The sequence below is a fragment of the Mesorhizobium robiniae genome, assembly GCF_040545535.1.
Taxonomy (GTDB): domain Bacteria; phylum Pseudomonadota; class Alphaproteobacteria; order Rhizobiales; family Rhizobiaceae; genus Mesorhizobium; species Mesorhizobium robiniae.
Genome location: NZ_JBEPMC010000004.1, coordinates 39,440 through 58,760 on the forward strand (window position 1 = coordinate 39,440; position 19,321 = coordinate 58,760).

Sequence of the window (19,321 nt, forward strand, 5' to 3'; positions counted from 1 at the left end):
CAATGGCGCGCCGTCCAAAACGCACCGATAATGGCGGGCCGCCTCTCGACGATTATGATGGCCCGCCGTGGGGCAAGGGCGACCCTTACATCTTCCTTGCCTGGCAGGCTGCGCATGCCAAGGCGTGGAAGGCGCCGAGCCGCGACGTGATGCTGATGCGAATGGAGAAGGCCGAGCGGCTGGGCCTGACCTATGAGGAATATACGCTCGAAATCCTGGAACGCGGGCTGCATCTGCAGCCAAAGGACACCGATCGCATTGCCGCGATCAAGGCAGTACGAAAGCGACGCCGAGTCAGTGGTCTTGATTGACGGCTGGAACACGTCGATCGTTTCATAGCGGTCAAAGGACATCCCACGCATGAGCTCCATCGAAATCAAGGCCCTGAGCCAAGCTGCGGGAGCCCAAGCAATGCTGGTCGATATGCTGATCCAGACGGTCGCGGCCGGTGGATCGGTCAGCTTTATGCATCCGCTGTCGCCGGAAGCGGCAGGCGCCTTCTGGACCAAATCGCTTGTGGCGGCGGCAAGACGCGAACGAGCGGTGCTGGGCGCCTGGGACGATGAGGTTCTAGTCGGCACCGTCACCTTGCTGCTCGACTGTCCCCCCAACCAGCCGCACCGGGCCGAGATCGCCAAGCTGATGACCCGCGTCGCTCGTCGCGGCCAAGGGGTGGCGACTCGCCTGATGCAAGCGGCCGAAAGCCTCGCTGTCGAGAAAGGCCGCACGCTGCTGGTGCTGGACACGGCGGCCGAGGACGGCGCTTCCGGCCTCTATGAGAGACTGGGATTCACGCTGGCCGGCGAGATACCGGACTATGCATTGAAGCCGCATGGGGGACTGACCGGTACGCTTATCTACTGGAAGCGCATCGGCCAGACCCGGTGACGGCTCGGCTGTCGCAAGGCCCCGTTTGATTTTTCTACAGATAATCGCACGGGTAAGTATCTCGAATAGCATGGCCGGGCAGATAGACAGTTAAGTGCTGCTTCGAGTATCTTTCGGCCTTTCCCGGTGTCGCCCTACGGCCGTCCGAAGATGCGCCGTGCGCGCATCGCCGGTTGAGGGACGCGAAGCACAAACAATACCTGTCACGAAGATTTCGTAGGATGCAACAAAACTGCCGAGCATTTGCAAGCCAACAGGGAGCTATTCCATGTCCGATTTGATCGCCATCGTCTATTCGACCGAAGCCAAGGCGGAAAAGGTGCGCAAGCGGCTGTTCGAATTGCAGAAGGAATACCTGATCGAACTCAGCGATGCGGTGATCGCGGTGAAGCAGGAGAGCGGCGACGTCAAGCTCAATCAACTCTTCAACCCAACCACCGCTGGAGCGGTCTCCGGCAGCTTCTGGGGGCTCCTCGTCGGAATGATCTTCCTTATGCCGGTCGTAGGGGCGGCGGTTGGCGCGGCCTCGGGCGCACTTGGCGGCGCGCTGAGCGATTTCGGCATCAACGACAAGTTCATGAAGGAACTCGGGTCAAGCCTGCAGCCCGGCAACGCGGCACTGTTCGTGCTGGTCCGCAAGATGACAGCCGACAAGGTGCTCGAGGATCTGAAAGGATCGGGCGGCATCGTGCTGAAAACCTCACTCGACCACACCAAGGAGCAGGCCCTGCGCGACGCGCTGGCAGCCACGCAGAACCAGCCGGTATCCGCACCCGACTCTCCTGCCGCCTGATTAGGCGCGGCATTCGCCGCACCTCGCTTCCGTACTATCGCGCTGCTATCCCTTGTGATGGACCTGCTGCAGCCCATAGACCGGCGTTGCGATGCCCTCGTGCCGGGCCTTCAGCTGCAGCGACAGGAACTGCGAATAGTGGCGTGACTGGTGCAGATTGCCGCCGTGGAACCATAGCGCTTCCTGTTGCGTCGGCTTCCACATATTGCGCAATTCGCCCTCCCAGGGGCCGGGATCCTTGGTAGTGTTGGAGCCGAGACCCCAGCATTTCCCGACCTTATCGGCAACGTCCCTGGATATCAGGTCGGCCGCCCAGCCGTTCATCGAGCCATAGCCGGTGGCGTAGACGATGAGGTCGGCCGGCAGGTCCGATCCGTCACTAAGCAGGACCGAATGCTCCTGGACCTCCTTGACCTCGACGCCGCTTTTCAGCTTGATCGAGCCGTCGATGATGAGGTCGGAAGCGCCGACATCGATGTAGTAGCCTGAGCCGCGCCTGAGATATTTCATGAACAGGCCGGAATCGTCATCGCCCCAGTCGAGCATGAATCCTGCCTTTTCCAGCCCCTCGTAGAATTTGGCGTCTCGCTTCTTCATCTCGGCGTAGGCCGGGATCTGGAATTCATGCAGGATCTTGTAGGGCAGGGACGCAAAGATGAGGTCGGCCTTGGCCGTGGTCATCCCGCCTTGCACGGCTTTCTCCGAGTAGAGCGAACCCAGTCCGATTTCCATCAGCGTGTCGGATCTGGAGATATGGGTGGTCGAGCGCTGCACCATGGTGACATCGGCGCCGGCCTCCCAAAGGGCTGCGGCGATGTCATGGGCTGAGTTGTTCGAGCCGATGACGACGGCGCGCTTGCCCGCATAGGCATCGGGGCCGGGGTGCTTGGAAGAATGGTGCTGATCACCCTTGAAGTTGTCCATGCCCTTGAATTTCGGCATGTTGGCCTTGCCTGACTGTCCCGTCGCCAGCACCAGCTGCTTCGGCTTCAACGTGATATCTTTGCCGTCGCGATAGACGACGACCGTCCATTCCTTCTTCTCGTCGTCATAGGTGGCGCTCTTTGCCTCCGTGGAGGACCAATAGTTCAGCTCCATGACCTTGGTGTACATTTCCAGCCAATCGCCGATCTTGTCCTTGGGCGAGAAGACCGGCCAGTTCTTCGGAAAATCGATATAGGGCAGATGATCGTACCAGACCGGGTCGTGCAGGCAGAGCGACTTGTAGCGCTTGCGCCATGAATCGCCGGCGCGCTCGTTCTTCTCGACGATGATGGTCGGCACGCCGAGCTGCCTCAGCCGAGCGCCTAACGCGATGCCGCCTTGGCCGCCGCCGATGATGAGCGTGTGGGGCTGCGTCTTGAAGCCGAGTTCGGCGGCCTCCTTTTCGCGCTCCTCCTTCCAGGTCGGCCGGTTTTTTCCGTGCCCGTGCTTGGCGCCCATCGGCCGGGCGAAACCGGCGGGTTCTTCGTAACCCTTCAGCTCGACCATGGTGGTGAGCAGCGTCCAGATCTTGCCGTTCTTCAGCCTGATATGGCCGAAGCCGCGCGCCACCTCCGTTTCGAAGCTGATCCAGCCTTCGAGCAGCCCATCGCTCTCGCTGGCGTCTTCGCCCTTGGCGATTGCCCAGTTTGAAGGCTTTGTCTTCGCCAACTGGCTCATCAGCATGTCGCGCACCTGGTCGCGACCTTCCATGGTCTTGATGTTCCAGGTGAAGGTCACCAGGTCGCGCCAGTAGCAGTCTTCCTGAAAGCACCCGACCGCCTTGTCGATATCACCGGCGGCAAGCGCTGCGCCGAATTGGTCGAGCAGGTCGGAGAGTTTCTTGGTTGGGGCCTTGTCGAGCATCAATTTCCTCCCGTGAAGTCCTGGTCGTCATAGTGGCTTTGCCGGACCCTCCCAGCCCGGCTGGCCGAGTATCGCGGCAAACTATGCGCCACGTCACGTCGTCAAATAGTTTGGCGTGGTTTCAATGGCTTATCGGGACGATCATGGACTCTGGTCCTGCCGGCGGTCGTATCGGAACGGTGTCTTGTGGCGGAAACAGCTGACTCAATGCGATGGTGATCGACCGGCCCGTCGGATACGGCCAACGGGTTCAACCCTTTTGGTCTCGTGCACATTGGCCGTTGACAGCGGCGCAAAACCAATTCTATTGTCCGCCACCATGAAAAAGGCACTCATTCTCGTAGGAAAGCGCGTGGGCAAGGCGGTGTAACCGCCGGGCGAAAACCTCCCATGCGCAAGACACAGGCTCCCTCGGGGGCCTTTTTTATTGCCCAAAACACGACTAAACGACCAGCAATCGCCGATGGCGGACAGTACGGGACCAGACCGATGAGCAGTGGACAGAACGAACGGCGCGAAATGACCGGCGCCGAAATGGTGGTGCAGGCGCTGAAGGACAATGGCGTCAAGCATGTTTTCGGCTATCCGGGCGGCGCGGTTCTCCCGATCTATGACGAAATCTTTCAACAGGACGATGTCGAGCACATCCTCGTCCGTCACGAGCAAGGCGCGGGTCATGCGGCGGAGGGCTATGCGCGCTCGACCGGCAAGGCCGGCGTCATGCTGGTGACCTCGGGGCCGGGCGCCACCAATGCAGTGACGCCGCTGCAGGATGCGCTGATGGATTCGATCCCGCTGGTCTGCCTGACCGGTCAGGTGCCGACCTCGCTGATCGGCTCGGATGCCTTCCAGGAGTGCGACACGATCGGCATCACGCGGCCCTGCACCAAGCACAATTGGCTGGTGAAGGACGTCAACGAGCTCGCGGCAATCATCCACGAGGCGTTTCATGTCGCGACGACAGGACGTCCCGGTCCGGTCGTCGTCGACATCCCGAAGGATGTGCAGTTCGCCAAGGGCATCTATGTGCCGCCGCAGACGGCGCCGCGCACGAGCTATCAACCTAAGGTCCAGGGCGACCTGGAAAAGATCAAGGCGGCGGTCGAACTGATGGCGGCCGCCAAAAAGCCGATCCTCTATACCGGCGGCGGTGTGATCAATTCCGGCCCGGAAGCCAGTCATCTGCTGCGCGAACTGGTCGACCTCACCGGCTTTCCGATCACCTCGACGCTGATGGGTCTTGGCGCCTATCCGGCGTCGGGCAAGAACTGGCTGGGCATGCTCGGCATGCATGGCACCTACGAAGCCAATATGGCGATGCATGATTGCGACGTCATGGTCTGCATCGGCGCGCGCTTCGACGACCGCATCACTGGCCGGCTCACGGCGTTCTCGCCGAACTCGAAGAAGATCCACATCGACATCGATCCGTCGTCGATCAACAAGAACGTCCACACCGACGTGCCCATCATCGGCGATGTCGGCCGGGTGCTGGAGGATCTCGTGCGGCTGTGGCGGGCGACCGCCAAGGCCGACAAGAAGGCGCTTCACCCGTGGTGGGAGCAGATCGCGAAATGGCGGGCGCGGGATTCGCTCGCCTACAGGATGAACCACGACGTGATCATGCCGCAATACGCCGTCCAGCGGCTTTACGCGCTGACCAAGGACATGGACACCTACATCACCACCGAGGTCGGCCAGCACCAGATGTGGGCGGCGCAGCACTATCATTTCGAGAAGCCGAACCGCTGGATGACATCGGGTGGGCTCGGCACGATGGGCTACGGCCTGCCGGCGGCGCTCGGTGTGCAAATCGCGCACCCGGATGCGCTGGTCATCGACATTGCCGGCGATGCCTCGGTGCAGATGACGATGCAGGAGATGAGCGCGGCGGTGCAGCACGACGCACCGATCAAGATCTTCATCCTCAACAACCAGTACATGGGCATGGTGCGGCAGTGGCAGCAGCTTCTGCACGGCAACCGGCTGTCGCATTCCTACACGGAAGCGATGCCGGATTTCGTCAAGCTTGCCGAAGCCTATGGCGGCCACGGCATTCGCTGCGAGAAGCCGGACGAGCTGGACGACGCGATCAAGGAGATGATTTCGGTGAAGAAGCCGGTGATCTTCGACTGCCGCGTGGCCACACTTGCCAACTGCTTCCCGATGATCCCGTCAGGCAAGGCGCACAACGAGATGCTCTTGCCGGACGAGGCGACCGACGAAGCGGTGGCCAATGCCATCGACGCCAAAGGCAGGGAACTGGTGTAGCGCGCAAGCCGAGGCAGGGCTTGTCTAGAGAAGCCGTGCGGAAACAGATAATTAGCTCAAAAGTTTGAAATCGAGATTCATGTCATGAACGCACAGCTTCAACCGACCGGTTCCGCTTACTTCATCGCCAAGGAAACGGAAAAGCCGGAGACCCACACGCTCTCCGTGCTGGTCGACAATGAGCCGGGCGTGCTTGCCCGGGTTATCGGCCTGTTTTCCGGACGCGGCTACAACATCGAGAGCCTGACGGTTTCCGAAACCGAACATGAGAAGCACCTGTCGCGCATCACCATCGTGACGCGCGGCACGCCGCATGTGTTGGAGCAGATCAAACACCAGCTCGAGCGCATCGTTCCGGTGCACCGTGTCGTCGATCTCACCGTGCGCTCGCACGAGCTCGGCCAGGACCGGCCGCTTGAACGCGAACTCGCGCTGGTGAAAGTGGCCGGCACGGGTGAGGCCCGCGTCGAGGCGCTGAGGCTGGCCGATGCCTTCCGCGCCAGCGTCATCGACGCCAACACCGAGCATTTCATCTTCGAGATCACCGGCAAGGGCTCCAAGATCGACCAGTTCATCGCCATCATGAAGCCGCTCGGCCTGGTCGAAATTTGCCGCACCGGCGTGGCGGCGCTGAACCGCGGTCCGCAAGGGATGTGATCGTCCTGCGCTTGGGTCCAGTGCTTCGGCGCCGACTGTAGTTATTCCGTCGCCTTGATCCTGATCTTCTGGCCCGGCTGCCGCCGTGAGGTGGGCCTTTGTGCGTCTGAGGTAAAAGGACAATATTGCTGACCTGCCTGGGAGGAAGCCATGACCCTCGACGCATTCCTTGCCCTGCTGGTCTATGCCTTCGTGACTTCGATCACGCCTGGTCCGAACAACTTCATGCTTTTGGCTTCCGGGGTGAATTTCGGTTTCACCAAAACCATTCCGCACATGCTGGGCATCAGCATTGGCTTCCTCGTGTTGTTGCTGGCCGTCGGCTTCGGTCTCGGCGCCGTGTTGACGGCATTTCCGGTGCTGCACACCGGGTTGAAGATCGCGGGCGGCGCGTATTTGCTTTACCTCGCCTGGAAGATCGCCATGTCGCGTTCGCTCAGCGGCAAGGGCGAGGCCAAGGCGCGACCGATGCGTTTCATCGATGCGGCAGCGTTCCAGTGGGTCAATCCCAAGGCTTGGGTCATGGCGATCACCGCCATGGCCGTCTACGCCAATCCGGAGCACCCGTTCTTGTCGGTGGCGTTGATCTCGATAGCCTTCACCATCGTCAACCTGCCGAGCGTTTCGGTGTGGGCAGGTTTCGGCACGGCGCTGCGCGGTTTTCTATCGGATCCGGTGCGGCTGAAATGGTTCAACATCGCCATGGGCGTGCTGCTAGTTGCTACGCTGTGGCCGATGCTGCGGTAGCTGTCGTTTTATTGTGCACTGCACATTAAATCTTCGTAATGCCGGCTTTTGGCACTTTTCCGCCTTCGGCGCCTTCTATCTATCTGATGCACCCGCGGCACGAGGCTGCGAGTTACGCCAAGAAATGACCACCGAACCACGGCGTGTCGGACAGAAGGCTTTGATGATGCGTGGAAAGATCGTGCTTGCGATCGCCTGTCTTGTCGCGGCTGGACTCTACCTTTCGCCTGCTGCAACGGACAAGCTCCGGCAGGTGCTGTCAGCGGGGCAGGCGGCGCCTGACGAACCGGCGGCCGCCGCAAATGCCGCACATTCGACTGCGGTGGTTGCCGCCATCGCTTCGACGGCCGACTTCCCAATCCGGCGCTACGCCATCGGCTTCGTATCCTCCCCCGCCGTGGTCAGCGTGAACGCACGGATCTCGAGCCAGATCACATCGATCGCCGTCAAGGACGGCCAGATGGTGAAGGCTGGCGACCTTCTGTTCTCGCTGGACGATCGCGCTCTGAAGGCGCAGCTGGCCCGTGACCAGGCGACGCTCGCCAAAGACCTAGCACTGCTGGCCAGTGCCACGGCCGATCTTGAACGCGCCAAGAATCTTGTCGCCAGGCAGGCCGGCACGCAGCAAACCTATGATCAGGCGATCGCCGCGCAGAAGTCCGCCGCGGCCACGGTCGATGCCGATAAGGCGACGATCGATGCGGACGAGGTCCAGCTTGGCTTTGCCACGATCACGGCGCCGATTTCCGGCAGGCTTGGCGCGGTGAACGTCGCAATCGGCGATCTGGTCACCACCAGCAACGGCAACAGCACATCGACCCCGCTGGTGGCCATCACCCAGATGGACCCGCTGCAGGTGAACTTCAGTCTTCCGGAAAGCGATCTTGCCCTTTTACACAAGGCACTGGCGACGCCAAGGGAAGGCGCTGTCACGCTGACCAGGGACGGCAACCCGACGCCGGTCGGCAAGGGAACCCTCGATTTCGTCGATTCCAGCGTCGACACCGCCTCCGGCACGATCGCAACGCGGGCCAGCGTGCCCAATGCCGATCTTTCGCTGTGGCCGGGCCAATATGTGAATGTCATGCTCGATGCCGGCATCATGCCGGAAATGACCTCCGTTCCCACGGTTGCGGTCCAACCCAGCCAGAAGGGGCCGTTCGTCTATGTGATCAAGCCTGACAACACGGTGGAGATGCGGCCCGTGCAGGTCGCACTGACCGAAGGCGACAACAGCGCTGTCGGCGAGGGGCTAAAGAGCGGCGAACGTGTCGTCGTCGAGGGTCAGACAAAGCTGAAGAACGGCTCGCCGGTCCGCGAAGCCGAAGCTTCGGCCGGGCCTAGTGATCAAGCGTCTCCTAGGGTTGCCGAGACTGGCGGGCCGTCCCCATGATCTCCGAATTCTGCATCCGCAGACCCGTCGCCACCCTGCTCATGTCGTTTGCGCTCGTGCTGGGCGGGCTGTTTGCCTACAAGTTCCTGCCGGTTGCCGCCTTGCCGAGCGCCGAGTTTCCGGTGGTCAACGTGTCGGCCTCGCTGCCGGGCGCCTCGCCGGAAACCATGGCGACCTCGGTGGCGACGCCGCTGATCAAACAGTTCGCCACCATCGCCGGCATCGATTCGATCTCGACGACCAGCTCGCTCGGCCAGACCTCGATCGCCATCCAATTCGTGCTCGACAGGGATATCGATGCAGCCGCCGCCGACGTGCAGGCGGCGATCGCGAGAACGCAGCGGCAATTGCCGCCCGAGATGACCAGTCCGCCGAGCTACCGCAAGGTCAATCCGGCCGATGCGCCGATCCTGCTGATGTCGCTGGTCAGCGACACAGTTCCGCTGACCGATCTCGATGCCTTCGCCGAGAATGTGATCTCGCCGTCGCTGTCGACTGTCGAGGGTGTGGCGCAGGTCTCGATCTTCGGCCAGCAGAAATACGCCGTGCGTGTCCAGATCGATCCGACGGCGCTCGCCGCACGCGGCATTTCGATCGACCAGCTCCAGACGGCAATCGCCTCGGCCAACAGCAACACGCCGCTCGGCGTGCTGCAGAACGACAAGCAGCAGCTGACGATCACAGCCAATACTCAGCCGACCAACGCGGCGGGATTTTCCAACATCATCATAGCCACCAGGAACGGCCATCCGGTGCGGCTCGGCGAGGTGACCCGCGTCATCGATTCGGTCGAGACCACGACGACAGCCAGCTGGTACGACGGCACCCGCGCGATCATCATGGCCGTGCAGCGCCAGCCCGATGCCAACACCGTCGACGTCGTCGATCGCGTCAAGGCGATGCTGCCGTCGTTCCAGGATCAAATGCCGGCAGCGGCCAGCATACAGTTGCTCAACGACCGCTCGACCTCGATCCGCGAGGCGGTCGACGACGTCCAGTTCACGCTGCTGCTCACCATCGCGCTGGTGGTGATGGTGATCTTCCTGTTCCTGCGCCGGGTAACGGCGACGATCATCCCGGCGGTGGCGGTGCCGATCTCGCTGATCGCCACGCTCGGCGCCATGTTCCTGTTTGGCTTTTCCATCGACAACATTTCGCTGATGGGCCTGACGCTGGCGGTTGGCCTCGTCGTCGACGATGCGATCGTCATGCTGGAGAACATTTTTCGCCACATGGAGGAGGACGGGCTCTCGGCGCTTGACGCTGCGCTCAAGGGTGCGCGCGAAATCGGCTTCACCATCATCTCGATTTCGATCTCGCTGGTGGCTGTGTTCATACCCGTGCTTTTGATGGGCGGAGTGATCGGCCGCATCTTCAACGAGTTCGCGGTGGTGGTGACGGTCGCCATACTGGCGTCGATGTTCGTATCGCTGACGCTGACGCCGATGCTGTGCTCGCGGCTTCTGTCGGTGAAGGCCGAGCGCGAGGCAGCGCAGGATGGAGGTCACAGGCACAATGACTTCATGCGGTGCTATGACTGGCTGCTGACCCGCTGCCTGCGGCACAGTTTCCTGGTTTTTCTCGTCTTCGTCGGGACGGCCGCGCTGTCGGTCTGGCTGATCCAGACCTCGCCGAAGGGCTTCTTCCCGCAGGAGGATATCGGCCAGATTTCGGCGACGACCACCGCGCGCCAGGACATTTCGTTCGACGCCATGGTGAAGCTGCAGGGGCAAGTGGCTGATGTCTTTACCCATTCACCTTACGTCTCGCATGTAGGGTGGTCGGTAGGCAGCGGAAACAATGCGCTCAACCAGGGCCAGCTCTTCGTGCAGTTGAAGGACAAGAGCCAGCGCCCCAACATCGAAAAGGTACTTTCGGATCTGCGGCGACAGCTGGCCACTGTCCCGGGCATCGAAACCTTCATGCAGCCGGTGCAGAATCTGCGGCTCGGCGCGCGCGCTTCGGCCAGCGCCTATCAGTTCGTCGTGCAGGGTCTCGACATCGGCGCGGCGGACGTTTGGGCGCAGAAGCTCACCGACGCGATGTCCGCCGACCACAGCGTCTTCACAGATGTCACCAATGATTTGCAGAATAACGCCTTGCAGGCGTCGCTGGTGGTCGACCGCGACAAGGCGGCGACGCTCGGCGTCGACACCGATACGTTACGCTCCAGCCTCTATGGCGGTTTCGGCACCGAGCATGTATCGACCATATTCGGTTCGGCCGACAGCTATGACGTGGTCATGGAGCTCGACCCGAGAATCGAGTGGTCGCCAGAAAGAATGCTGGCGATCAAGGTGAGAACGGCCAGCGGCAGTCTGGTACCGCTCGGCGCTTTCGCTCGTGTCGATCGGACCGCCGGCGCCTTGACCGTCAATCAGCTCGGCCAGCTTCCGGCGGTGACCATCTCCTACAATCTGCCGCAGGGTGTCGCGCTCGGTGACAGCGTGGCCCGCATCAATGCGCTGAAGGAAAAGATCGGCATGCCGGCGACGATCTCGACGACCTTTTCGGGCACGGCGAAAACGTTCCAGGATTCGCTTGCCAATCAGGGCCTGCTGATCGGCGGCGCGATCCTGACCATCTACATCGTCCTCGGCATCCTCTACGAGAGCTTTATCCACCCGCTCACCATCCTGACCGGACTGCCGTCGGCGGTGCTCGGCGCGCTTGTTGCGCTACGGCTTGCGGGCATGGACCTTTCGGTGATCGCGGTTATCGGCATCCTGATGCTGATCGGCATCGTCAAGAAGAACGGCATCATGATGATCGACGTCGCGCTCGAACTCAGGCGCGAAGGGATGTCGCCGCTCGAGTCCATCCACAAGGCCTGCCTGATGCGCTTCCGGCCGATCATGATGACAACGCTGGCGGCGCTGATGGGCACGATCCCGATCGCGCTCGGCACCGGCGCCAGCGCCGAATTGCGCCAGCCGCTCGGCGTGGCAGTGGTCGGCGGACTGGTCGCTTCGCAAGCGCTGACGCTGTTCGTCACGCCGGTCATCTATGTCTACATGGAGCATTTTTCCGGCTGGCTTGTCGGGCTGTGGCCGAAGCGTCGGGACGAGCAGCTACCGGTCGAAGCCGTCGACCAGCCGTCGCTGTTCGACGGCGGAGAAGCATTGAAGGGCGAGCCGCAGAAGGCGGCAGCGGAATAGAAGCGGATAGGCTGGCCCAAGCCGCGGCGCTTGCGATGGGATGCTTGCAGCCGTAGTTTACTGCCATGTCCCACAATCACGACCACGATAACGAGCTTGATCCCTTTGCCGCCCGGGTGCGCGCGCTGGAGACGATCCTCACCCAGAAAGGGCTGATCGATCCGGCCGCGATCGACGTGATCGTCGAAACCTACGAGACAAAAATCGGCCCGCGCAACGGTGCCAAGGTGGTGGCGAAGGCGTGGGTCGATCCTGACTTTGCCGCCGTGCTGAAAGGCGACGCCACGGCTGCGATCGGCTCGCTCGGCTACACCGGCCGGCAAGGTGAGCACATGCAGGCCGTGTTCAACACGGCAGACACGCATAACCTCGTCGTCTGCACGCTGTGTTCGTGCTACCCGTGGTCGGTGCTTGGGTTGCCGCCAGTTTGGTATAAGGCGCCGCCCTATCGTTCGCGCGCGGTGATCGATCCGCGCGGCGTGCTCGATGAATTCGGACTGACGCTGCCGGCGACGACAAAAATCCGGGTATGGGATTCCACCGCCGAGCTGCGTTACCTGGTCGTGCCGATGCGGCCTGATGGCACCGACGGCTGGAGCGAGGAGCGGCTGGCGGATCTGGTGACGCGCGATGCGATGATCGGTACGGCTCTGGCGAAGGAGCCGGCATGAACGGACCGCATGATCTCGGTGGGCAGATGGGGTTCGGGCCGGTCGCACCCGAAAAGGACGAGCCGTACTTCCATGCCGCCTGGGAAAGGCGGGCACTGGGTGTGACGCTCACCGCCGGCGCGATGGGTGCCTGGAATATCGACGAGAGCCGGCATGCGAGGGAATCGCTGCACCCCGCCGACTACTATGCCTCGAGCTATTATGAGATCTGGACCAAGGCGCTGGAAACCTTGCTGAAGCGACACGGCTTCGTCAGCGATCGCGATCTGGCCGCGGGCAAGGCGGTCGATCCAGCGGCGACGCCGAAGCGGGTGCTGAAAGCCGAAAACGTGCCTGATGTGTTGGCCAAGGGCGGCCCCTGCGACCGACCGATCGCCACGCCGGCGCGGTTCAAGGCAGGCGATCTGGTGCGCACGAAGAATTTTCACCCGATCGGCCACACACGGCTGCCGCGCTACGCCCGCGGCAAGCAAGGCGCCATCGAGGCGGTGCGTGATGGTTTTGTCTTCCCAGACACCAATGCGCACGGCCAGGGCGAGAACCCGCAATGGGTCTATACGGTGGTTTTTGACGGCGCGGAGATCTGGGGCGAGGGCGCCGACCCGACGCTGACCGTGTCGATCGACGCCTGGGAGAACTATCTTGAGCCGGCGTGAGGCGAAGTCACGCGCTGCCATGCTGCCTGCGGGCGTCGATGCACCGGTATTCGCCGAGCCGTGGCAGGCGGAAGCCTTCGCCATGACGGTTGCGCTGCACGACAAGGGCCTGTTTTCCTGGAGCGAATGGGCGGACGCCTTGTCTGCCGAGGTCAAAAAACCGGGTGCCGCAAGCGACGGCCATGACTATTACGAGCACTGGCTCGCGGCGCTGGAAAATTTGCTGTCGGCCAAAGGCGTTGCAGGCAAGGGCGACGTCGATACGCTCGCTGCCGCCTGGGAACGCGCCGCGCATGCAACGCCCCATGGCAAGCCGATCCTGCTCGAGAACGATCCCAGGCCGACCGAAGGTCGTGGCGGGCCGGCCGGCTAGATCGCAGCAATCCCGTTCGCTCTGTTCATGTGCAGGCAGCCAGAATGGCGTTGATCGAAATCGCCGTCGATCGCCAGGATGCGCTGATACTCGACGGTGAACTCGAAACTATGGTGCGAAGGGCAGCTGCGCTGTTGCAGGCCGTCTAAGCCGCCTTCGACTTGGGCGCCTCTCGCCATCCTAAGCGGCCATCTGTCGCCTCTATCTTGCCCTTTGCGAGAGCTGGTACAAGAGCCGCGACCAACTGCGCCAGCACCTCACCGATTTCGTCTCAGCCTATAATTTCGGCGGCAGACTGAAGACCTCCAAGGGCCTCACGCCCGGCGGCCGTCGCCTACCCTACGCCGCCCGTTGTGGCGTTGTTGTTCCCGCTCTCGGCGTTCTTGCGTGCGCGGCTGGCTGGGATTGTGATATGCGCCCACCCGATCCGACGCGACTTACTGCCTACCATGTATCCCGGTAAAGCCTTTCAAGAACCGACAGGCACTTACCCCGGTTAACACGGCCAGTCTTGAAGACCAGACTACGGCCGATACGGACGGGGGCGTAGGCGAACTCCTCGACGAGCGTGTAGTTTGGCCGGTGCTCATAATCATCATAATCATCGATTATGACCGTTGCTACCTTTCCGCTTTCAGAGAAATGCAATAGCGTCGATAGCGCACAGGCCGCCCGAAACCGACCGTCGATGAGAATCACGTCTGGCAGCGCGCTCATCTTTAGCCATGGCGCCTCGGCGTAATCTCTCCATTTTCGCGAATACCAAGGGCGGATTGGATGGCCCCATCTTCCGGTAAGCCCGGTATCCGCGAAGATCATGTTAGGAGCCGGGAGGTCGAGGCTGGCAATCTTCCTCTGAACTGCCCTGAGAAACTTCTTGTCGGATTCGACCGAACAGACAGGCCCGCGCACCGTCTGCGCCGCAAGAACTGTCGACCCGCCGGACCCGAATTCGAGATAGGAACTGGCCTTGGCCATCTCGGTCTTGAGAAGATCGAATGTGGCGTCGTCCAGATGCGGCACGCCTGAAATGTCGAAGTCGTTCCGCGCTTTCCACCACAGAAATCGAGCTTCTCCAATGACATATCGTGCTGGCTTTGCCAGTTCGAGAGCTACTTTCTTAAGCCGCACCATTTGCCCATCCCTTAGTCACTCGGATGGACGCCGCATGGGCCCGGTGTGTACTTTCCACCGGACGGGCCCCGGCAGTGTCGACCCTCCGGCTTTCAATATGAAGGCCTTCATGACCTTGCACATCGGCCGATCGAATGAAATGCTCACCCGAGTGCAGCGTGCCTACTAGGCTTGCTTGCCGTTCCGATCGTCTTCGGTTTCGATGCCGGTGGCCGTCGGCCTTGTCTTTCCCTCGCGAATCCGGTCTCTCGCGCTGATGGAATTCTCTCCTCAACAGGACGATGCGCTGAAAGCGGTAGCCAACTGGCTCAAGACCGGAAAGCCGCCGCTCTTCCGGCTGTTCGGCTATGCCGGCACCGGCAAGACGACGCTGGCGCGCTATTTCGCCGAACATGTTGACGGCCAGGTGCAGTTCGCTGCCTTCACCGGCAAGGCGGCGCAGGTGCTGCGTTCCAAGGGCGCGGTCAATGCCCGCACCATCCATTCGCTGATCTACCGGCCGAAGGGCGAGGAATCGGTGGCGGACGAGGTGACCGGCAAGACCTCGATGTCGCCAACCTTTTCGCTCAACCGGCAAAGCCCGATCTCGCGGGCCAAGCTCGTCGTCATCGATGAATGTTCGATGGTCGATGAACAGCTTGGCCGTGACCTGATGAGTTTCGGCACGCCGATCCTTGTTCTCGGCGATCCCGGCCAGTTGCCGCCGATCTCGGGCGGCGGTTTCTTCACCGACCATGAACCGGACATTCTACTCACAGAAATCCACCGCCAGGCGCGCGACAATCCGATCATCCGGCTGGCGCTCGACGTGCGCGAGGGGCGCGAATTCATGCGCGGCGACTATGGCACGGCGCAGGTGATCGGCAAGGAAGACGTCACTCAGGACCTAGTGCTGAAGGCGGACCAGGTGCTGGTCGGCACGAACAGAACGCGGCGTCGCTATAATCAGCGGCTTCGCGAGCTGAAGGGGTTCAATGCCGATTATCCCCAAGCAGGCGACAAGCTCGTCTGCCTGCGCAACGACCCGGCCAAGGGGTTGCTCAACGGCTCACTGTGGAAGGTGATGACCTCGTCGCGCGAGACGGTGAAGCCCGGCATCAATTTGCTGGTCTCACCGGAGGAGGACGATCCGGACCGCGGCGTCGCCAAGATCAAGCTGCTCAAGGCGGCGTTCGAAGATCCGGACGCCGACATTCCCTGGCAGCAGAAAAAGCGCTTCGACGATTTCGACTATGGCTACGCGCTGACCGTGCACAAGGCGCAGGGATCGCAGTGGAACGAGATCGTGCTTTTCGACGAAAGCTGGGCGTTCAAAGAAACCCGCCAGCGCTGGCTCTATACCGCGATCACGCGTGCGGCCGAGCGGCTGACGATTGTCAGATAGGCGGATCGGTCGAGCTCACCGAGGAGCAATTGGTCTGGCGCCGAGCCATTCCCAGGCGGATGCTTCGTCCGCTGCTTCGAAATGCCTGAGCTCGACCGGCGAGGAAGCAGACAGCAAGCTCCGCGCGTCGGGTACCCAGTTCGGCTCGCCGACCGCCGCGCAGCGGCCGACATGCTCCACGGCATGAGCCGTGCCCTGTTCAAGCGTTTCGTCCGACACATCGACCCAATCGACGCCATCATGATCGATCAGGCGCACCAGCACGTCGATTTTCGGGTGCAACGCGTATGCCGCCTCCAGCAAACCGAACAGGTTCTCCGCGTCGGCTCCCGTTACATGGCCGACGACATCGATGGCGAACAGGTCGTCGCGGTCGGTGTCAATGCGGCGAACCGCAGGCACGGCTTCAAGATAATTCACGGGGTCTTCCTCTTGCTGGACATCATCCGTCCCTCTGGAACACCGGAAACCCCCTGTCTGTTCCCGCCAAAGGCGGTATAGATGGCCGCTAATACATCCGGACCAGAGAAGCCATGCCTGCAAAACTCTCCGTCAATCTCAATGCCATCGCCATGCTTCGCAACCGGCGAGACCTGCCATGGCCGAGCGTCACAGGGCTCGGGCGCATCGCACTTGCCGCGGGTGCGCATGGACTGACGGTGCATCCGCGACCCGACGAGCGGCACACAAGGCATTCCGACCTGCCGGAGATCAGGGCGCTGATCGACGACGAATTCCCCAAGGCAGAGTTCAATATTGAGGGCTATCCGAATGAGGATTTTCTGGCGCTTGTGGAAAAGCACCAGCCGGAGCAGGTGACGCTGGTGCCGGACGACCCTGCCCAGGCTACCTCCGATCATGGTTGGAACTTCGTTGCCGACGCGGCGTTCCTGACACCGATCGTCAAGCGCCTGAAGAAAACCGGCATTCGCGTGTCGTTGTTTTCTGATTCGGACCCAGCAGGCGTGAGGGCCGCGCGCGACACCGGCGCCGACCGGATCGAGCTCTACACGGGCCCGTATGGCAGCTATCATTCCGATTCTGCAAAAGCGGCGGAGGAGCTGGAAAGATTGGGAAAAACCGCGGATGCTGCGCTTGCCGCCGGGCTTCAGGTCAATGCCGGGCATGATCTGGTGGTGAACAACCTGCCGGCATTGGCAAAGCGCATCCCGGCGCTGGCCGAAGTGTCGATCGGACATGGGTTGACAGCCGATGCGTTGGAGTATGGCATGGCCGGCACGGTCAAAAGGTTTCTGAAGGCCTGTGGGTGGTAGAGATGGAAGCTTCGCTTTGCGGACATGGCAGCCATCACGTTGGGGCACTTGATATTGCATCGCAGCAAGCGTAGAGCACCGCGCGCTTATCGGAGTGTTGTCCATGGCCCTTACCAATAGTGGTAGTGAGGCAGAACCCGTCGAACAATCAAGCCATTCTGAAGTTGGACAGCACAGCACCAAGGTACTGATGCTAGGCGCACTCGGCGTGGTCTATGGCGACATCGGTACCAGCCCGATCTACGCGCTTCGCGAGGCGCTGCATGCTTCGTCCGGCACCGATCCGCGCAGTGCCGTTCTGGGCATTCTGTCGCTGATCGTCTGGGCGCTGACGATTATCGTGACAATAAAATATGTCGCCTTCGTGCTTCGGGCGGATAACAAGGGTGAAGGCGGTACGCTGTCGCTGATGGCGCTGGCCCGGAAAGCTTATCCAGCTGGTTCCGGCAGCATTCTTGTCATTGGTCTTTGCGGAGCCGCATTGTTTTTCGGCGACGCGATCATAACGCCGGCCATCTCGGTGCTTTCAGCGGTGGAAGGCTTGAGCGTCGTGACCCCGGCGTTCGATCCGTATGTGGTTCCCATTACATTGGTGATTCTTGCGGTTTTGTTTGCCGTGCAGCGCTTCGGGACCGGTAGAGTGGCCTCCGTTTTCGGGCCGGTGACGGCGCTCTGGTTTTTGGCGATCGGCATTGCCGGATTGCTGCACATTCTTGACGACCCCTCGGTACTTTTGGCGATCAACCCCTACTATGCAGTCGTCTACCTTGCCGAAGCCAAAACGGGCGCATTTCTCACAGTCGGCGCGGTTTTTCTGGCGGTCACCGGTGCTGAAGCACTGTACGTCGATCTCGGCCACTTCGGCCGCCGTCCAATCGTCCTAGCCTGGTTCTGGATCGTCTTCCCCTGCCTGCTATTCAGCTATTTTGGGCAAGGCGCATTCGTTCTTGCGCACGGTGGGGTGCCCGACAACCCGTTTTTCCAGATGCTGCCGGATTGGGCACTGATACCGATGGTCGGGCTCGCAACAGCGGCGACTGTCATTGCCAGTCAAGCCGTCATCTCCGGGGCGTTCTCGCTGACTCGGCAAGCGGTGCAGCTCAATCTTCTGCCCAGAATCGAAGTTCAGCATACTTCCGAGATGCAACTCGGCCAAATTTACATGCCGCGCGTGAATCTCATTCTCGCGCTCGGCGTAATGCTGCTGGTCGTCGGCTTTGGCAGTTCGAGTTCGCTCGCTTCCGCCTATGGAATTTCGGTGACAGGCGAAATGCTGATGACGACTATTTTGCTATTCGTGGTGATGCGCTGGCAATGGAAATGGCAGACCGCGCTCGCTGCAGCGCTCGCGCTGCTCTTTGGCACGATAGACACCGGTTTCTTCCTGGCAAATATTGTGAAATTCGTGGAAGGCGGATGGGTTTCGATCGCTGTTGCCTGCATCATGGGGCTGATCATGGGAACCTGGATACGCGGCAGTCGCTATCTATTCGACAAGACGCGCAGGAACGAGATCCCGCTCGATTTCCTTGCCGGCAATCTGTTGAAGAAGAAACCGCAACTGGTGTCCGGTACGGCCGTGTTCCTCACCAGCGATCCCGTCAGCGCGCCGACCGCGCTGATGCACAGCCTGAAGCATTATAAGGTGCTGCACGAACAGAACGTCATCCTCTCGGTGGTGACGGCGCAGCAGCCCGTCGTGCCCGACAGTGACCGGGTCAAGATGGAAACGATCAACGAGCTGTTCATGCGGGTGACGCTGACCTTCGGCTACATGGAGCAGCCCAACATTCCGCGTGCGCTGGCGATCTGCCGCAAGCAAGGCTGGAAGTTCGACATCATGACGACGTCCTTCTTCCTGTCGCGGCGCTCGCTCAAGGCATCACCCAATTCCGGCATGCCGGTGTGGCAGGACAAGCTGTTCATCGGGCTAGCGCGCACGGCAGCGGATGCGACCGAGTATTTTCAGATCCCGACCGGGCGTGTGGTGGAGATCGGAACGCAGGTGGCTATCTAGGCATGCCGATATTCAGGTGAGGCCGGCCTGCGAACGGCGGGTTCCTGCGCTTCCGGT

The 19,321-nt window shown here is 61.4% G+C and carries 17 protein-coding genes and 1 pseudogene; 15 read left to right on the plus strand and 3 right to left on the minus strand.

Annotated features, from left to right (window positions below; genetic code table 11):
* The first annotated feature begins 2 nt into the window (after nucleotides 1–2).
* The 3 genes from ABID19_RS12065 (at nucleotide 3) to ABID19_RS12075 (ending at nucleotide 1,681) form a co-directional block, all read left to right on the plus strand.
* Complete coding sequence (locus ABID19_RS12065) at nucleotides 3–311, plus strand: hypothetical protein (protein ID WP_354490746.1); 309 nt, start codon at nucleotides 3–5, stop codon at nucleotides 309–311.
* Nucleotides 312–360: 49 nt separating this feature from the next.
* The gene (locus ABID19_RS12070) at nucleotides 361–888 is read left to right on the plus strand and encodes a GNAT family N-acetyltransferase (protein WP_354490748.1); all 528 of its coding nucleotides are present in this window, start codon (nucleotides 361–363) and stop codon (nucleotides 886–888) included.
* 268 nt (nucleotides 889–1,156) lie between these two features.
* Entirely contained in the window at nucleotides 1,157–1,681 is a 525-nt protein-coding gene (locus ABID19_RS12075) for a DUF1269 domain-containing protein (RefSeq protein ID WP_354490749.1), read from the plus strand.
* Nucleotides 1,682–1,726: 45 nt separating this feature from the next.
* On the opposite strand, the gene ABID19_RS12080 is transcribed toward ABID19_RS12075, so the two are convergent.
* Nucleotides 1,727–3,529: an NAD(P)/FAD-dependent oxidoreductase gene (locus ABID19_RS12080; protein ID WP_354490751.1), complete on the minus strand. Its 1,803-nt coding sequence runs from the start codon at nucleotides 3,527–3,529 to the stop codon at nucleotides 1,727–1,729.
* Nucleotides 3,530–4,018: 489 nt separating this feature from the next.
* On the opposite strand from ABID19_RS12080, the gene ABID19_RS12085 reads away from it, so the two are divergent.
* From ABID19_RS12085 to ABID19_RS12125, 9 genes and pseudogenes are all read left to right on the plus strand, one after another.
* On the plus strand, nucleotides 4,019–5,800 hold the full coding sequence (locus ABID19_RS12085; RefSeq protein WP_435528717.1) for an acetolactate synthase 3 large subunit: 1,782 nt from the start codon (nucleotides 4,019–4,021) through the stop codon (nucleotides 5,798–5,800).
* An 84-nt stretch (nucleotides 5,801–5,884) separates the two neighbouring features.
* Nucleotides 5,885–6,457 carry an acetolactate synthase small subunit gene (ilvN, locus tag ABID19_RS12090; RefSeq protein ID WP_095483396.1) on the plus strand — a complete coding sequence of 191 codons (573 nt, stop codon included), beginning with the start codon at nucleotides 5,885–5,887 and terminating at the stop codon, nucleotides 6,455–6,457.
* Between the two features lie 150 nt (nucleotides 6,458–6,607).
* Nucleotides 6,608–7,204 (plus strand): LysE family translocator, encoded by a 597-nt coding sequence (locus ABID19_RS12095; RefSeq protein WP_354490754.1) that lies wholly within the window; start codon nucleotides 6,608–6,610, stop codon nucleotides 7,202–7,204.
* 166 nt (nucleotides 7,205–7,370) lie between these two features.
* Nucleotides 7,371–8,597, plus strand: coding sequence for an efflux RND transporter periplasmic adaptor subunit (locus tag ABID19_RS12100; protein WP_354491587.1), 1,227 nt, complete (start codon nucleotides 7,371–7,373; stop codon nucleotides 8,595–8,597).
* Complete coding sequence (locus tag ABID19_RS12105; protein WP_354490756.1) at nucleotides 8,594–11,755, plus strand: efflux RND transporter permease subunit; 3,162 nt, start codon at nucleotides 8,594–8,596, stop codon at nucleotides 11,753–11,755. Before ABID19_RS12100 ends, ABID19_RS12105 begins: the two co-directional genes overlap by 4 nt.
* Before the next feature lie 65 nt (nucleotides 11,756–11,820).
* Nucleotides 11,821–12,426 (plus strand): nitrile hydratase subunit alpha, encoded by a 606-nt coding sequence (gene nthA, locus ABID19_RS12110; protein ID WP_354490758.1) that lies wholly within the window; start codon nucleotides 11,821–11,823, stop codon nucleotides 12,424–12,426.
* Nucleotides 12,423–13,082, plus strand: coding sequence for a nitrile hydratase subunit beta (gene nthB / locus ABID19_RS12115; protein ID WP_354490759.1), 660 nt, complete (start codon nucleotides 12,423–12,425; stop codon nucleotides 13,080–13,082). The genes nthA and nthB overlap by 4 nt, the downstream gene beginning before the upstream one ends.
* 19 nt (nucleotides 13,083–13,101) lie before the next feature.
* Entirely contained in the window at nucleotides 13,102–13,455 is a 354-nt protein-coding gene (locus ABID19_RS12120; RefSeq protein WP_354491589.1) for a nitrile hydratase accessory protein, read from the plus strand.
* A gap of 223 nt (nucleotides 13,456–13,678) precedes the next feature.
* A pseudogene (locus tag ABID19_RS12125) lies at nucleotides 13,679–13,777 on the plus strand (IS481 family transposase); the annotation flags it as partial.
* A 122-nt stretch (nucleotides 13,778–13,899) separates the two neighbouring features.
* Here ABID19_RS12125 and ABID19_RS12130 read toward each other — a convergent pair.
* On the minus strand, nucleotides 13,900–14,589 hold the full coding sequence (locus ABID19_RS12130) for a hypothetical protein (protein ID WP_354490761.1): 690 nt from the start codon (nucleotides 14,587–14,589) through the stop codon (nucleotides 13,900–13,902).
* Between the two features lie 256 nt (nucleotides 14,590–14,845).
* Between ABID19_RS12130 and ABID19_RS12135 the strand changes: the two genes are divergently transcribed.
* Nucleotides 14,846–15,973: an ATP-dependent DNA helicase gene (locus tag ABID19_RS12135; protein ID WP_354490762.1), complete on the plus strand. Its 1,128-nt coding sequence runs from the start codon at nucleotides 14,846–14,848 to the stop codon at nucleotides 15,971–15,973.
* A 15-nt stretch (nucleotides 15,974–15,988) separates the two neighbouring features.
* On the opposite strand, the gene ABID19_RS12140 is transcribed toward ABID19_RS12135, so the two are convergent.
* Nucleotides 15,989–16,393, minus strand: a complete 405-nt coding sequence (locus ABID19_RS12140) for a SpoIIAA family protein (protein ID WP_354490763.1) — start codon at nucleotides 16,391–16,393, stop codon at nucleotides 15,989–15,991.
* 113 nt (nucleotides 16,394–16,506) lie between these two features.
* On the opposite strand from ABID19_RS12140, the gene ABID19_RS12145 reads away from it, so the two are divergent.
* Both ABID19_RS12145 and ABID19_RS12150 read left to right on the plus strand, forming a co-directional pair.
* Entirely contained in the window at nucleotides 16,507–17,247 is a 741-nt protein-coding gene (locus ABID19_RS12145) for a pyridoxine 5'-phosphate synthase (protein ID WP_354490765.1), read from the plus strand.
* Nucleotides 17,248–17,350: 103 nt separating this feature from the next.
* A complete protein-coding gene (locus ABID19_RS12150; protein ID WP_354490767.1) occupies nucleotides 17,351–19,264 on the plus strand; it encodes a potassium transporter Kup in 1,914 nt (637 codons plus the stop codon).
* Nucleotides 19,265–19,321: the final 57 nt, after the last annotated feature.

Coding starts and splice junctions, on each gene's coding strand:
- ABID19_RS12105 (WP_354490756.1), top strand. CDS start 8,594: ATGATCTCCGAATTCTGCATCCGCAGACCCGTCGCCACCCTGCTCATG.
- nthA (WP_354490758.1), top strand. CDS start 11,821: ATGTCCCACAATCACGACCACGATAACGAGCTTGATCCCTTTGCCGCC.
- ABID19_RS12100 (WP_354491587.1), top strand. CDS start 7,371: ATGCGTGGAAAGATCGTGCTTGCGATCGCCTGTCTTGTCGCGGCTGGA.
- ABID19_RS12150 (WP_354490767.1), top strand. CDS start 17,351: ATGGCCCTTACCAATAGTGGTAGTGAGGCAGAACCCGTCGAACAATCA.
- ABID19_RS12065 (WP_354490746.1), top strand. CDS start 3: ATGGCGCGCCGTCCAAAACGCACCGATAATGGCGGGCCGCCTCTCGAC.
- ABID19_RS12075 (WP_354490749.1), top strand. CDS start 1,157: ATGTCCGATTTGATCGCCATCGTCTATTCGACCGAAGCCAAGGCGGAA.
- ABID19_RS12120 (WP_354491589.1), top strand. CDS start 13,102: ATGCTGCCTGCGGGCGTCGATGCACCGGTATTCGCCGAGCCGTGGCAG.
- nthB (WP_354490759.1), top strand. CDS start 12,423: ATGAACGGACCGCATGATCTCGGTGGGCAGATGGGGTTCGGGCCGGTC.
- ABID19_RS12080 (WP_354490751.1), bottom strand. CDS start 3,529: ATGCTCGACAAGGCCCCAACCAAGAAACTCTCCGACCTGCTCGACCAA.
- ABID19_RS12130 (WP_354490761.1), bottom strand. CDS start 14,589: ATGGTGCGGCTTAAGAAAGTAGCTCTCGAACTGGCAAAGCCAGCACGA.
- ABID19_RS12085 (WP_435528717.1), top strand. CDS start 4,019: ATGAGCAGTGGACAGAACGAACGGCGCGAAATGACCGGCGCCGAAATG.
- ABID19_RS12070 (WP_354490748.1), top strand. CDS start 361: ATGAGCTCCATCGAAATCAAGGCCCTGAGCCAAGCTGCGGGAGCCCAA.
- ilvN (WP_095483396.1), top strand. CDS start 5,885: ATGAACGCACAGCTTCAACCGACCGGTTCCGCTTACTTCATCGCCAAG.
- ABID19_RS12145 (WP_354490765.1), top strand. CDS start 16,507: ATGCCTGCAAAACTCTCCGTCAATCTCAATGCCATCGCCATGCTTCGC.
- ABID19_RS12135 (WP_354490762.1), top strand. CDS start 14,846: ATGGAATTCTCTCCTCAACAGGACGATGCGCTGAAAGCGGTAGCCAAC.
- ABID19_RS12095 (WP_354490754.1), top strand. CDS start 6,608: ATGACCCTCGACGCATTCCTTGCCCTGCTGGTCTATGCCTTCGTGACT.